Annotated in this window: 12 protein-coding genes and 2 pseudogenes; 11 read left to right on the forward strand and 3 right to left on the reverse strand. The window is 40.2% G+C overall.

Annotation, left to right across the window (positions count from 1 at the left end; all coding sequences use genetic code 11):
• Window positions 1-187 precede the first annotated feature (187 nt).
• Genes proA through DW959_RS00020 form a run of 4 tightly spaced genes read left to right on the forward strand, consistent with a single transcriptional unit; the run spans window position 188 to window position 5214 of the window.
• Window positions 188-1462, forward strand: a complete 1275-nt coding sequence (proA, locus tag DW959_RS00005) for a glutamate-5-semialdehyde dehydrogenase (RefSeq protein WP_117822844.1) — start codon at window positions 188-190, stop codon at window positions 1460-1462.
• Between the two features lie 38 nt (window positions 1463-1500).
• A complete protein-coding gene (gene iorA / locus DW959_RS00010; protein ID WP_117807744.1) occupies window positions 1501-3369 on the forward strand; it encodes an indolepyruvate ferredoxin oxidoreductase subunit alpha in 1869 nt (622 codons plus the stop codon).
• On the forward strand, window positions 3369-3941 hold the full coding sequence (locus DW959_RS00015) for an indolepyruvate oxidoreductase subunit beta (protein ID WP_117807742.1): 573 nt from the start codon (window positions 3369-3371) through the stop codon (window positions 3939-3941). Before iorA ends, DW959_RS00015 begins: the two co-directional genes overlap by 1 nt.
• Window positions 3942-3978: 37 nt before the next feature.
• Window positions 3979-5214 carry a phenylacetate--CoA ligase gene (locus DW959_RS00020; protein ID WP_117807740.1) on the forward strand — a complete coding sequence of 412 codons (1236 nt, stop codon included), beginning with the start codon at window positions 3979-3981 and terminating at the stop codon, window positions 5212-5214.
• Between the two features lie 59 nt (window positions 5215-5273).
• Here the strand turns inward: DW959_RS00020 and DW959_RS00025 are convergent, their stop codons facing one another.
• Both DW959_RS00025 and DW959_RS00030 read right to left on the reverse strand, forming a co-directional pair.
• Complete coding sequence (locus tag DW959_RS00025; RefSeq protein WP_117807739.1) at window positions 5274-5870, reverse strand: cytidylate kinase-like family protein; 597 nt, start codon at window positions 5868-5870, stop codon at window positions 5274-5276.
• Between the two features lie 33 nt (window positions 5871-5903).
• The gene (locus DW959_RS00030; protein WP_117807737.1) at window positions 5904-7265 is read right to left on the reverse strand and encodes an SLC13 family permease; all 1362 of its coding nucleotides are present in this window, start codon (window positions 7263-7265) and stop codon (window positions 5904-5906) included.
• 334 nt (window positions 7266-7599) lie between these two features.
• Here DW959_RS00030 and tgt point away from each other — a divergent pair.
• Window positions 7600-8732 (forward strand): annotated as a pseudogene (gene tgt, locus DW959_RS00035) (tRNA guanosine(34) transglycosylase Tgt).
• A 12-nt stretch (window positions 8733-8744) separates the two neighbouring features.
• Window positions 8745-9101: a preprotein translocase subunit YajC gene (gene yajC / locus DW959_RS00040; protein ID WP_008401544.1), complete on the forward strand. Its 357-nt coding sequence runs from the start codon at window positions 8745-8747 to the stop codon at window positions 9099-9101.
• An 88-nt stretch (window positions 9102-9189) separates the two neighbouring features.
• Here the strand turns inward: yajC and DW959_RS00045 are convergent, their stop codons facing one another.
• Window positions 9190-10062, reverse strand: a complete 873-nt coding sequence (locus DW959_RS00045) for a PHP domain-containing protein (protein ID WP_008401545.1) — start codon at window positions 10060-10062, stop codon at window positions 9190-9192.
• 251 nt (window positions 10063-10313) lie between these two features.
• On the opposite strand from DW959_RS00045, the gene DW959_RS00050 reads away from it, so the two are divergent.
• The 5 genes and pseudogenes from DW959_RS00050 to DW959_RS00075 all read left to right on the forward strand — a co-directional run bounded on the left by DW959_RS00050 (window position 10314) and on the right by DW959_RS00075 (window position 15155).
• Window positions 10314-11021, forward strand: coding sequence for a nitrogen-fixing protein NifU (locus DW959_RS00050; protein ID WP_008401546.1), 708 nt, complete (start codon window positions 10314-10316; stop codon window positions 11019-11021).
• Window positions 11022-11041: 20 nt separating this feature from the next.
• A pseudogene (locus DW959_RS00055) lies at window positions 11042-12051 on the forward strand (GGGtGRT protein).
• Between the two features lie 383 nt (window positions 12052-12434).
• Window positions 12435-12620 carry a hypothetical protein gene (locus tag DW959_RS00060; RefSeq protein ID WP_117822842.1) on the forward strand — a complete coding sequence of 62 codons (186 nt, stop codon included), beginning with the start codon at window positions 12435-12437 and terminating at the stop codon, window positions 12618-12620.
• A 488-nt stretch (window positions 12621-13108) separates the two neighbouring features.
• Window positions 13109-13615 carry a hypothetical protein gene (locus tag DW959_RS00070; RefSeq protein ID WP_021943451.1) on the forward strand — a complete coding sequence of 169 codons (507 nt, stop codon included), beginning with the start codon at window positions 13109-13111 and terminating at the stop codon, window positions 13613-13615.
• Window positions 13616-13745: 130 nt separating this feature from the next.
• Window positions 13746-15155, forward strand: coding sequence for an ATP-binding protein (locus DW959_RS00075; protein ID WP_021943450.1), 1410 nt, complete (start codon window positions 13746-13748; stop codon window positions 15153-15155).
• Window positions 15156-15225 lie beyond the last annotated feature (70 nt).

Raw genomic sequence — 15225 nt, forward strand, 5'->3', positions numbered from 1 at the left:
AAAGATTATGTATTTTTATTTGCAATTACATACATAAATCTATTATAAAATAGATATGGTGAATCATACATAAACAGTGCGAAAAAGGGTATATATCTGATATATTATATCAGATAAACAAGAACAATAATTACAGATGTATTGTAATAGAAAGGAAATATAATAGCAGGCAGCTATTGAAAAAGGTATGGGAATAAAAGAAGAAACAATAAAAATGAAAGCGGCAGCACCTTATCTGGCAGCTTCTTCGGTAGAACAGAGAAATAAAGCACTTCTACTGGTTGCAGAGAATTTAAGGGCAAATGCGGCAAAGATTTTTGAAGAGAATAAACGAGATCTGGCAGCGGCAGAAGAAGATCATATTGCACAGGCAGTAATGAAACGCTTGAAGTTTGATGAGGGAAAACTAAGAGATGTTATAAAAGGAATTGAGCAGTTAGTTGCTCTGCCTGATCCATTAGGAAAGGTGACATTAAAACGCCAGTTGGATGAGGGATTAGTTCTGAATCGTGTCACCTGTCCGATTGGTGTTATCGGAGTTATTTTTGAAGCAAGACCGGATGCACTTGTTCAGATATCATCTCTTTGTATTAAGAGTGGAAATTGTGCGATACTAAAGGGTGGTAGGGAGACAACATATACCAATCGTATCCTGTTTCAGATTATACATGATAGTATAATAGATGCAGGGTTGCCGGCAGATTGTATGCTTCAGGCAGAGCAGCACAGTGAGATTGATGAACTTCTGTCGTGTCACGAGACGGTTGACCTTCTGATACCGAGAGGATCGAACAGTTTCGTTCAGTATATTATGAATCATACAAAGATTCCTGTTATGGGACATGCAGATGGAATCTGTCATATTTATGTAGATAGAGATTATGATCCAAATAAAGCGATTCCGATTATTATCGATGCAAAGACCCAGTATACAGCAGCATGTAATGCAGTGGAAACTTTGTTGATCCATAGAGATATAGCTGGAAAATTTCTTCCGGTTCTTGCAAAAGCATTAAAGGAAAATGGAATTACGCTTCGTGGAACAAAGGAAGTAACAGATCTGATTGGCGGAGAGACAATCGGTGAACAGGAGTTCAAAGAATATCTGGATCTGATTGTTTCTGTTAAGATTGTAGATACGGTAAATGATGCGATCGCACATATCAATAAATACGGTTCCCATCATACAGACAGTATCATTACCGAAAATGCGGAAACTGCAGAATTATTTATGCAGATGGTAGATTCTGCCGGAGTTTATCAGAATTGTTCAACTAGGTTTGCGGATGGTTTCCGTTATGGTTTTGGTGCAGAGGTTGGAATCAGTACAGGAAAGATCCACGCAAGAGGTCCGGTTGGTCTGGAAGGGCTTGTTACTTATAAATACAAACTGTTTGGATGTGGACAGATTGTAGATGATTATGCAACAGGAAAGAAAGAATTTCATTTTAAAGATTTATAATAAAAATCATTCACAAGATTATTACAGGAGTTAGAAAGATGCATAAGGAATTTCGAATGGGAAATGAAGCAATTGCGCTTGGGGCAATTGCTGCCGGGGTAAATTTGATTTCCGGATATCCGGGAACGCCATCGACAGAGGTACTTGAGACGGTTGCAAAGAACAGAACAAATGACTGTTATGTAGAATGGTCGGTTAACGAGAAGGTTGCCATGGAGGTAGCAGCCGGTGCTGCTTATTCAGGCGCGAGAGTTATGGTAACAATGAAGCAGGTCGGATTAAATGTGGCATCTGATCCGTTGATGAGTCTGGAGTATGTGGGAGTAAAAGGCGGTATGGTGATTCTGGTTGCCGACGATCCGGGGCCAATCTCATCACAGACAGAACAGGATACGCGGACATTTGCAGCATTTTCAAAGGTTCCATGCTTTGATCCTACATCGGCACAGGAAGCTTATGAAATGGTACAGGAGGCTTTTGAGTACTCGGAAAAATATAAAACACCTGTATTCTTAAGACCGACAACAAGAGTGTGTCATGGATATGCAACGATTGAAGTAAAGGATGCAGCAGAATACAAAAAGAATGAATCGGAGGGATTTGTGAAAGATTCCAAACGGTGGGTTATTTTCCCGAAGCTGTCCTTTCAGGCACATCGGAATATTGAAAAGCGAAATGTCGAGCTGGGGGATGCCTTTTCTGAATATGACAGAAATGTTGTGAGCAGGAAGACAGAGACAAGATTTGGTATTGCAACCGGTGGAATCAATTATACATATACAATGGAAGCCCTGGGAGACGATGCAGAAAAAATAGCGATATTTAAAGTAGCGACCCCGTTTCCGTTCCCGGAACGAAAAGCAGTTGAATATCTGGAACAGTTAGATGCGGTTTTATGTGTGGAAGAATTAGATCCGGTGATCGAACGTGCGCTTACCTATATAGCGGGCAAATATCATCTCCCGGTAAAGATCTATGGTAAGCTGACCGGTCATGTAGCAGCCTCAGGTGAGAACACGATTGACAGTGTAAAGGACAGTATCACACAGTTCTTATTGGATCAGGGTATTGCAGTAGACCGGTACAAGGCGCTTACCGCAGGTGAAAAGAACAATCAGTCGGAAGAGTTGGCAGAGATGCCGGAGCTTCCAGTACGTCCACCTGTATTATGTGCAGGTTGTCCTCATCGTGCTTCCTTTTATGATGTAAAATGCGCTATGAAGGGAAAGAAGACAATCTTTTGCGGAGATATCGGATGTTATACACTTGGAAATGCCATGCCGCTTGATATGGTTGACACTTGTCTGTGTATGGGCGCAGGGCTTGGAATTGCGCAGGGTGTTTATCATACAGAACCGGATACGACATGTTTTGCATTTGTTGGAGATTCTACATTCTTCGCGTCAGCAATTCCCGGCGTCGTAAATGCGGTTTATAATCAGGCAGATATGACATTGATCGTTCTTGATAATTCCACGACGGCTATGACAGGACACCAGCCACATCCTGGAACCGGACATACGATGATGGGAGATATTGTAAATAAGATTGATATTGTTGGTATCTTAAAGGGAATTGGTCTTAAGACAGTAGAGACGATCAATCCATTTGAGCATGAAGCAGCGGTACAGACAGTTGCGCGTGTTGCAGCAGAACCGGGTGTGAAGGCAATTATTTTCAAATCTCCATGTATAGCCATTACGAAGTCGTCCAGATGTATGCATATAGATACAGATGCATGTATAGGTTGCCAGAAATGTATCAGAGAGATCGGTTGTCCGGCACTTTACACATTTGAAGGCAAGGTTTGTATCGATGAAAGTCTCTGTACAGGATGTACTTTGTGCAGCCAACTCTGCCCGGTACATGCAATCGGGGACGGACAAGAAGAAAGGGGGCAGGCATAATGAATAAGAATATTATTCTGTGTGGTGTCGGTGGACAGGGAACAGTGCTTGCATCCAAGCTGATCGCAGCCGCAGCTATGGAGAAAGGAATCCCGGTTATGAGTGCGGAAACGATCGGTATGGCACAGCGCGGAGGAAGCGTATTCAGCCATGTAAGAATGGGTGAAAATCTGTATTCACCAATGATAGCAAAAGGAACAGCAGATATGATCCTGGGATTTGAACCGGGAGAAACGGTGCGGATGCTTCCTTATCTGAAAAAAAACGGAGCAGTAGTCGTCAGCAATCGTGCGGTTATGCCGGTTACAGCATCGCTGGCGAAGACCGGTTATAACGGAGCATCTATGATTGATTATTTGAAGACACAGGTAGATCAGGTTCTGGTGATCGATACAGATCAGGCATGTGAAACTCTTGGGTCTGCAAAGGTGTTAAATGTCCTGATGCTTGGAGCCGCAATCTCGACCGGTATGCTTGGACTTGAAAAAGAAGATATCAAACAGGCTTTGATAAAAAGATTGCCGGAAAAATTACATGAGCTGAATTTCAGAGCACTTGATTATATACAATAAAAATATTTTATAAAATAGAAAGTTTGGAGGATAAATAATGGAGATTTCAGAGTTACAGATCAGTCAGGTCAATAAACAGATCGAAGCATTGATTAAGGCTGAAAGTTTTTATGGAAAGAAGCTGGAGGAAGCAGGAATTACAAGAATTTCGACACCGGAGGATTTTAAGAAGCTTCCATTTTCAGAAAAAAAAGACCTGAGAGATGCATATCCACTTGGTTTAATGACAGCGCCGGAAAGTGAGATCGTTCGTATCCATTCATCATCAGGAACAACAGGACTTCCGGTTATTATTCCATACACAGCAAAGGATGTAGATGACTGGGCGATTATGTTCAAGCGTTGTTATGAGCTTGCAGGTATCACGAATATGGATCGTATTCAGATCACACCGGGATATGGACTCTGGACGGCAGGAATCGGCTTCCAGAACGGAGCAGAGAAGTTAGGTGCTATGGTCATACCTATGGGACCAGGAAATACGGATAAACAGCTTCAGATGATGCAGGACATGAAATCTACTGTCCTTTGTTCGACGTCTTCCTATGCACTTCTTCTTGCAGAGGAGATCGAGAAACGTGGTATCAAAGATAAGATTTGCCTGAAGAAGGGTGTGATCGGTTCTGAACGCTGGGGCGAAAAGATGAGAAAACGTATCTCAGAGGAACTGGGAATTGAATTATATGACATCTATGGTTTGACAGAGATTTATGGACCGGGTATCGGAATCAGCTGTAAATATGACAACGGTATGCATTACTGGGATGATTATGTCTATATCGAGATTCTTGATCCTGTAACCTTAGAGCCGGTTCCGGATGGCGAAATGGGTGAGATTGTTATAACAACGCTTGTAAAAGAGGGTGCACCTCTGATTCGTTATCGTACACATGATCTTTCAAGAATTATTCCGGGAGATTGCCCATGTGGATGCAAGCATCCAAGGTTAGGTGTGATTATGGGAAGAACGGATGATATGATGAAAATTAAGGGTGTAAATGTATTCCCAAGCCAGATTGAAGAAGTATTGAAGGAATTCCCTGAATTATCAAGTGAATATCAGATTCGTATCTCCCATCTGGATGGAAAAGACACAATGAGAATCTATGTAGAGACGGATGGAAGCGTAGATTTCGTAGAGTTATCTAAGCGTATTGCAGAGAGAGTAAAGAGTCGGATTGGATTTACCCCACTTGTTAAGGTTGTAGAGATTGGGGTGCTTCCAAGAAGTGAGAAGAAGACAAAACGTGTAATTGACGAGAGATATGAATAAAGCAGAAAGCCGGATATGACATTTCATACCCGGCTTTGTTTCTGTCAGTAAATTATGAATTACAGATCAAATTTTGTTTTTACAAAATCTTCAATGATATCGGCGGTCTTTTTGAAGCCCAGGACGGTTGAATTGATCGTCATATCATAGTTCTTACTGTTGCCCCATTCCATATCAGTGTGATCCTTGTAATATGTTTTTCTGTTACGGTCATGACGTTTGATCGTAGCTTCAGCATCACGTTGGGATAACTGCTTGGTTTCCATAGTACGCTGTAACTTCGCTTCGGCATCAGCGACAATAAAGAATGAAGCTACACAATCCATATCCTTTAATACATAGTCGGCACATCTGCCAACAATTACAAAGGATTCTCCGGATGCTGCCTTTTCTTTTATAAAATCGAACTGAAGACCGGCAAGAATCTCTTCCGGAGAATTGCTGTATCCCTGAACGGTACGAGAGAACAGATATTTTCTAGGTGACTCATCATAGTCTTTAATATTATCTGTATCAAAATTATTCTGTTTTGCAACTTCTTCAATTAGATTACGATTGTAATATGGGACATTAAAACGTTTTGCAATGTCCTGAGCAATTACATGTCCGCCACTTCCATATTCACGACCGATCGTGATAATAACCTGTTTGTCCATATTTTATAACCTCCCTAAAAATATGTAAGTTTCTTAGAAGACGCTGTTATATCGAATAAATACACCGAGTGTACAAATGATCATAACAAGAATAGTAGCAGGAGCCATCTTCTTACAATATTCGCCCCATCCGACCGGATGACCTGCTTTAGCAGCTACTGAAGTACCAACAACATTTGCGGAAGCACCGATAGGTGTTGCATTTCCACCAATATCTGTACCAATGGCTAATGAATAGGCAAGGACGGCAAGAACCCCACCATTACCTGCTGCAAGTTCTTTGATAACAGGAACCATAGTAGCAGCAAATGGAACATTATCGATAAAGGCACTGCAGATAGCTGAGAGCCAGATGATAATAGCAACCATGATATACATATTTCCACCGCTGACGTTTTTGATGAATTTTGCAATGACTTCCAGAATACCGGTCTGCTCCAAACCACCAACGACAACAAATAAACCAATAAAGAATAAGAGTGTCTTGTAATCAATCTTCTTTAAAAGTTCCAGTACATGTCTGCCGGAACAGATCAGTGTGATTATAGCTATTATAACACCAATCGCAGCAACTGTCAGCCCTGTCTGTGTCTGTGTAAGAAGCAGAACAACAGAAAGCAGGAAAATAACACAGCTGAAGATAAATCCGGATTTGTCTGTAATTGCTTCTGAAGGACTTGGTATTGTTGAGGTATCAACCCCACCTTCATTTTGCTTTAATTCCTTACGAAAAGCAAGATAAAAATAGACAATCATAATAACCAGTGAAATAAGAACAAACACACCGGTATTTGTCAGAAAATCAAAGAATGAAAATCCAAGTGAGGTACCGATGATGATGTTTGGTGGATCACCACAGACGGTAGCAGTTCCACCGAGGTTGGAGCAGAAGACTTCTGCCAAGATCATTGGAACCGGATTGAATTTTAATAATTGTGAGAGTTCTACTGTTACAGCTGCAAGGAACAGAATAACCGTGATACTTGCAATGAACATGGAAAGAAATGCTGACAGGATCATAAAGGTGATCAGAATTGGAACAATTCTGTATCGTACAAGCTTTGCAATCAGCATGCAGAGCCATGTAAAGAAACCTGCACGTTTCATACCTTCAACCATGACCATCATACCGGCAATAAAAATAATGGTCGCCCAGCTGATACCGCTGGAATCTTCAGATGCTTGTCCAACTGTATGCCAGAAGCTGGTTGTAAAAATGCTTTTAACGTTTAACACTTCCATGATAGCCTGTCCACTGTGCAGACAGATACCAAGGACAAAGATGATGGTGAGTAATCCACAGCCCAGCGTTATAAGATAATGTTCGATCTTATCAAGAACGATCAGCACAAACATAGCCAGGAAGATGGTTACTGCTAAGATGGATGCTAACATGTTTCCTCCTTCTTGAGAGATACCTGAAAATCATAATGGTAGTATCTCTTCTTATTTATAATATTTTTTTTCCGTTTATCATTATAGGAAGATTGCACAAAAAGTCAATATTTTTCGGTAAAGGTTCGGTAAAGGACGATGAAAATTGATAAAAAACAAGTAAATATGACTAAAAATAGAGTGAGTAAATAAAAAATAGTCATTATATTTGGTACAAATGTTACAGTTTTCAATCGTATTGTGGATAGAAACAAAATTAATAAGAAGAAACTGTTGCATTTCCGTTCAGACTGGGGCATTATAGAGAAAGAATATTAAAGGAGAATGAGTAATTATGTATAAAATTATTTGTAAAGATGGCAGAGCAAAAAGAGCTACCTTTACGACTGTTCATGGTACAGTGGAAACTCCTGTATTTATGAATGTGGGAACTGCTGCTGCGATCAAAGGCGCAGTTGCTACGACAGATCTGAAAGAAATCGGCTGTCAGATTGAATTATCAAACACCTATCATTTACATGTAAGACCGGGTGATGAGGTTGTGAAGAAAATGGGCGGTTTACATAAGTTTATGTATTGGGATCGTCCAATTCTTACGGATTCTGGCGGATTTCAGGTGTTCTCGCTTGCAGGACTTCGAAAGATTAAAGAAGAAGGCGTTACATTTAACTCGCATGTAGATGGACGCAAGATATTCATGGGACCGGAGGAAAGTATGCAGATCCAGTCTAATCTTGCATCTACGATCGCAATGGCGTTTGACGAGTGTGCACCTGCAAAGGCGGAACGTTCTTATGTGGAGAATTCGGTTGCCAGAACCTATCGTTGGCTGGAGCGCTGTAAGGCAGAGATGACACGTTTAAACAGCCTGCCGGATACGATCAATAAGGAACAGATGCTATTCGGAATCAATCAGGGCGCAGTATATGAGGATATTCGTATTGACCATGCAAAAAGAATTGCAGAGCTGGATCTGCGGGGTATGCTATTGGTGGATTGGCTGTTGGAGAGACAGCGGAGGAAATGTATCATATTCTGGATGTAACCGTGCCATATCTTCCTGAGAATAAGCCGGTTTATCTGATGGGTGTCGGAACGCCGATCAATATACTCGAAGCAGTTGACCGTGGTGTGGATTTCTTTGACTGTGTATATCCATCCAGAAACGGACGACATGCACATGTATACACAAAACATGGAAAACTGAATCTGAAGAATGCAAAATATGAGACAGATGACAGACCGATTGAAGAAGGTTGCGGATGTCCGGCATGTCAGCATTACAGCAGAGGTTATATCAGACATCTGTTAAAGGCAAATGAAATGCTTGGTATGAGATTTTGCGTCTTGCATAATTTGTATTTTTATAATAATATGATGAAAGAGATTAGACAGGCTATCGAAGAAGGCTCATATGCATCGTATAAAAAGTCTATGATAGAGAGTTTAACATCAAATGAAGTTTAGAAGGAGAATATTATGAACACATTAGGAATGGTTTTAAGCGGTAGTACACCAGCAAATACAGGTAGCAGCACAATGTTTATCGTTGTATATATCCTGATCTTTGCTGCAATTATCTACTTCATGATGATCCGTCCACAGAAGAAGCAGAAGGCTAAGACAGAAGAAATGCATAACCAGATGGAACCGGGTGACAATATTATGACAACCAGTGGTTTCTATGGCACAATCCTTGATATTGTAGATGACACAACTATCATTGTTGAGTTTGGTAATAACAAGAACTGTCGTATTCCAATGCATAAGAATGCAGTTGCTGAGCTTGAAAAGAAGAATGCAGCAGTAGTGGAAGAAGATAAGGAAAAGAAATAAAGAATATCTTTTTAAATAAGAAGATGTCAGAACAGAAAAATCTCCATGTTCAGTAGAAAATCTGAATATGGAGATTTTTTTCTGTTCTTCAAAAAAGATGCGCTTTAATATTGTCCAGAATTCCTGTGGTGATCCGCATACCGCCGCGACCGGTTCCGAGAGAGATGTCCGGTTTGATCACACCGTGGAAATCCGTACCGCCGGAGACAAACAAGTCATGTCTGTCTGCAATCGCCCGGAGCTTTCCGCTCTCATAGGAATTATTAGAAGAATGATAAGCTTCTAAGCCCTTTAACCCAAGTGGTTTCAGATAGTCCAGTAATTCCTCAATCTGGTTATAACCAAGCTTATAGAGTAATGGATGTGCTAGAACTGCACATTTGCCATATTGGTTGATGATCGAGAGAGCACGTTCACATGTGACCTCCGGTTTCGGAAGATAGTATCTGCATTTTTCGCCAAGGTATTTTTTAAACGCCTGATCCTTGTTCTTGACAATGCCGTCCTCAATCAGAACTCTTGCAAAATGTGCACGGGTAATGACTGTATCCGGATTTCCCTCTTGAAGTTTTTCGATGGTCATATCGATGCCGTCACGCTGAAACAGCTTGCACATTTCCACATTTCGATTAAAACGTGCATCTTTTAAAGCGTTCAATTCAGCAAGAAGTCCGGGATTGGTATAGTCCATATAGAAGCCCAGAATATGGATCTCGCGTGAACCATAGTTGCACGAAAGTTCGATACCGGGAATCAATTCCATAGGGAGAGAATCCTGTGTATCCGGGGCCGGCTGATGATTTTCCATGAACCGGATTGCTTCCGGGACTCCATCAACCGTATCGTGGTCGGTGATCGCCAGAGCGGCAAGTCCCTTATCAAGAGCCATCTGGCACACTTCAGATGGAGTAAAAGAACCATCCGAAGCAGTTGTATGGACATGTAGATCTATAAAACGCATATATATTCCTCTTTTCTTTATACAATGTAGGATTGGTTTACCGAAATCTAAAAAGATAAAAGCAAACCAAAATAATTATAATATGAATCTAAAAACATGGCAAATTTTTAGACAAACTTATTGATATTTTTTATTAATTGGTATAGACTTAATTGACGGTTTATGAGAAAATATGTCTGATGGTTACGAAAAAAGAATAGATATTCATAACCGCTTTAAGCAGATTTTCATATTTCGAAAGGAGATTCACAATGATTTATTCACAGGAAGTTGAAAACATGTGCCCAGTTGGACAGGGCGTACATCATGGATGTGCTCCAATTCCAGAAGAAGCAAAATGGGTACAGGCAAAAGAAGTAAAGGATATTTCAGGCTTTACACATGGTATTGGCTGGTGTGCACCACAGCAGGGTGCCTGCAAGCTGACATTAAATGTTAAGGAAGGAATTATTCAGGAAGCATTAGTTGAGACAGTTGGATGTTCAGGTATGACTCATTCAGCAGCTATGGCAGCAGAGATCCTTCCGGGACTTACAGTTATGGAAGCTCTTAACACAGACCTTGTTTGTGATGCTATTAACACAGCTATGAGAGAGTTATTCTTACAGATCGTATATGGTCGTTCACAGAGTGCATTCTCAGAGGATGGACTTGCTATCGGTGCTGGTCTTGAAGATCTTGGTAAGGGACTTCGTTCACAGGTTGGTACTATGTACGGTACATTAAAGAAGGGTCCTAGATACCTTGAGATGGCTGAAGGATATGTAAATGCTATCGCTCTTGATGAAGAGGGTATGATCATTGGATATAAATTCGTTAACCTTGGTAAGATGACTGATTTCATTAAGAAGGGTGATGACCCTAACACAGCTTATGAGAAGTCATGTGGACAGTATGGACGTGTTGCAGATGCAGTTAAACTCATCGACCCACGTACAGACAAAGAGATTGAGAAATAATAGAAGGAGGTAACGATATAATGGCATTATTTGAATCATATGAAAGAAGAATCAAACAGATCAATGAAGTATTAAACAGCTACGGTATCTCCTCAATCGAAGAGGCAGAGAAGATCACAAAGGATGCTGGTTTAGACGTATACAATCAGGTAAAGAGCATTCAGCCTATTTGTTTTGAGAATGCATGCTGGGCATACACAGTAGGTGCAGCAATCGCAATCAAGAAGAACTGCAGAAAGGCTTCAGAAGCTGCAGCAGCAATCGGTGAAGGCCTCAGTCATTCTGTATCCCAGGTTCAGTTGCTGATACACGTAAGGTTGGTCTTGGACATGGTAACCTTGGTAAGATGTTACTGGAAGAAGAGACAAAGTGCTTCTGTTTCTTAGCAGGACATGAGTCATTCGCAGCAGCAGAAGGTGCGATCGGTATCGCAGAGAAAGCTAACAAAGTTCGTAAAGAGCCACTTCGTGTTATCTTAAACGGTCTTGGTAAGGACGCTGCTCAGATTATTTCAAGAATTAACGGTTTCACATTTGTTGAGACTGAGTATGATCCATATACAAACACAGTTAAAGAAGTATTCAGAAAGTCTTACTCAGAAGGACTTCGTGCAAAGGTTAACTGCTATGGTGCGAACTCTGTACCAGAAGGTGTTGCTATCATGCACAAAGAGGGTGTTGATGTATCTATCACTGGTAACTCAACAAACCCAACTCGTTTCCAGCATCCGGTAGCTGGTACTTACAAGAAGGAATGTAACGAGTTAGGAAAGAAGTACTTCTCAGTTGCTTCAGGTGGTGGTACAGGTCGTACACTTCACCCAGATAACATGGCAGCAGGTCCTGCTTCCTACGGTATGACAGATACACTTGGACGTATGCACAGTGACGCTCAGTTCGCTGGTTCATCATCCGTACCTGCTCACGTAGAAATGATGGGTCTGATCGGTGCTGGTAACAACCCTATGGTTGGTATGACAGTTGCTGTAGCTGTTTCTGTAGAGGAAGCAGCAAAGGCTGGTAAATTCTAAATAAAAGGCTTAAAAGCTAGACTTTTCGGGCTATTCAGACTAGGTAATTCGGTCTGGATAGCCCTATTTTTATGTCCATAAGACACGTAAAAGTCGCAAGCAAGTCACAAGCAACAAGTCACACAAGTCACAAACCCTGTAGACTGTGTGAGTTGGGGGGGTAGTTCCTGTGTTGTTATGTTCAGTATAAGGTGATTACTCAGTTGATGAATTCTTAATATCGCAAAATTTATTTGCAGTGTCTGAAATGAATAAATGTCTGAGTTGTTTTGGTGAGACATGTAAAAAATGTTAGAAATCAGATAAACAGCAAGGCAGATTGTATTGGATATCGCAAATTTTTTATGCGAAATAATATTAATTATGAATAGGAGGTAATTCATATGAGTTATCGAAGAAAGAACGGCACAGGGGGTATCACCAAAATGTCAGGAAAGAGAAACAATCCTTATAGAGTTAGGATTACGGAAACTTTTGTGGTGGATCCTTTCGATCATTCGATTCGTACACAGGGAGAAAAGGAAGAATTAATTCAACGTAAATTTGTGAGGGTAGGTGAAGTCGTATAACACCAACTTGCATGAGAAGATTGAAATGCAGAAAGCCAAGGAACTTTTTGGAAAAAGTAATTGAGTGATTAATCCTGTCTTGCTATAATTGAGACAGGGTTAGTTTTGAAGAAGATTATAAAATCCTTTCAAAATGGTTAAAATGAATTTGTGACACAATCTTCAAAAGGGCTTAGTGAAGCACTTGGAACGCTAAAGCCCAAAATTGATATAGCTACAGTTGCTGCTAAGGTTGAAACCTAGCAGGAACAGACCAAGAAAGCAAAAAATCACCGTTACGATTATGGATGAAGTTCTTCATAGTAGACGCGTATTTGGACATAATGGCGGTGTAAGCCATGCGGCAAATATAATTAATACGATAAATTCAGGTACATTTGCTCAAACAGAAAAACGCCTTGCTATAGAAGGATTTACTAGGATTGTTCCAGACATTGTATGGAATCTTGGTAATCAATTCTACGCTTGGGCACATTAAAGGAGAGATTATGTTTTTTTGGAAAGACAAAGAAAAAAATAAACCAACTATAATTGAGCATCCTGTATTAGGAACTTTGATTAAAAAAACAGATTGGTACACAAAGAAGAGTTTTATCATTACATTATGGGATAAAACTTTTGACTTGTATCTGTGTATATACTCAAATCAAAAAGATGCTGTAATTTCATTTGAACAAGAAAAAGCAATCAGATATTATCTTGATAATCAGATTCAAATCGAACGAGATATTAAAAAAATGCTGTTGAATTTTTTTCACACTTCAGATTGTTCTTTGATTGAAAAGAGTATACAAATTGAAGGATTGAATTTTACAAGGAATGGAGCTATTAGCATTGGTTTAATAGCTGATTTTTCTGATGAGTTTCTTGAAAAACATATTGGAGAAGATGTTATTTTTACAGATTCTTTTGGGATGTCAGTTTATCCGATTAAGGCAGTGCTTCCAAATGAGAAAGTATATTACAACTTCAATAATAAATACGAAGGAGATTAGAATATGCATGGCATTTCTGGCACATATATCTATGAAATGTTATAATAATATTTGGGATTCTGGAGATGTATAAGGTATTGGCAAATGAATAATGAGATGAAACGAGATTTTTGATATTGGAGGTAGTAATATGGCAGAGGAGACACTGTTTTCCGGCGAATCAAAAAATATTGAATATAAGGTTGCAGTACCGGATAAAAGCGAAAAATATATGAAAACTGTTGTAGCTTTTGCCAATGGTAGGGGAGGAAAAATTGTTTTCGGAATAGAGGACAAGACCTTAGAAGTTGTGGGAATGGATGAAGATAGTATCTATAAGACAATGGATGACATTACCAATGCTATTTCAGATTCTTGCGAACCTGTAATCAGGCCGGATGTGGCGATGCAGACAATTAAGGATAAGACAGTGATTGTGATAGAGATATTTCCGGGGGCAGAGCGTCCATACTATATAAAATCACAAGGCGTGTTTGATGGTACTTATGTGCGTGTTGCAGGTACGACTAGGCATGTTGAGGATTACATGTTAAGAGAGTTGATGCTGGAGGGGAAGAACCGTTATTTTGACAGTGAAATATGTCAGAATATGGATATATCAGACAGTGAGATTGAGGAGCTTTGCAAGAGCTTGAAGGAGACAGCTATGCGAAATACATGGCAGGATAGTGAAAAAGCGAAGATTAAGGATGTCACCAGAAATATACTGATTTCATGGGGCGTTCTGAAGGAGGAATGCGGAAAGGTATATCCGACCAATGCATATGCACTTTTGACCGGACGGATGGTGGGGCAGCCGGTTATTCAGTGCGGTGTGTTCAAGGGAACCAATCGGGCGCATTTTGTTGACCGGAGAGAGTTTGAGGGTTCCATTCAGGAACAAATGGATGCTGCATACCAGTATGTTCTTGAAAAAATTAACATGGGAATGACAATAAAGGGAATGTACAGACAAGATGTATATGAACTTCCTACAGACAGCATAAGAGAGTTGATTGCAAATGCAGTAGCTCATCGTAGTTATCTTGAGCCGGGGAATATACAAGTGGCATTGTATGATGACAGGCTAGAGATTACTTCGCCGGGCATGCTGCTGAATAATGTTACGATCGAAAAAATGATAGAAGGTTACTCAAGACCGAGAAATCCTGCAATCGCAAGAGCCTTTGCGTACATGAAAATTATTGAAAAATGGGGAACCGGAATACCGAGGTTATTCGCAGCCTGTGAGGAGTATGGATTACCTAAGCCGGAGCTGATTGATTTTGATGGTGATTTCAGAGTTAATATGTATCGTAAAAGAGATACTAATACAAAAACAGGTGATCAAACATGCCAACAGGTGAATGATGGGGTGAATGATGAGGTGAACAAACTGCTGAATTATTTAAAACTGCATCCTGATTATACGGTTACTCAATTCGCAGAACATTTTGAGGTAAGCAGAAAAACAATAGCAGCGAGATTGAAAAAACTGAAGGATAAAGGATATATTGAAAGAGTTGGATCTTCGAGAAAAGGTTATTGGAAAGTAAATTGATTTTATCAAATGGACTACTCCGAACAACCCCAATTATTCCATTCGGACAAAAAGGTGAACAATTAAGGTG

This window comes from Clostridium sp. AM46-21 (assembly GCF_003480025.1).
Classification (GTDB): domain Bacteria; phylum Bacillota; class Clostridia; order Lachnospirales; family Lachnospiraceae; genus Coprococcus; species Coprococcus ammoniilyticus.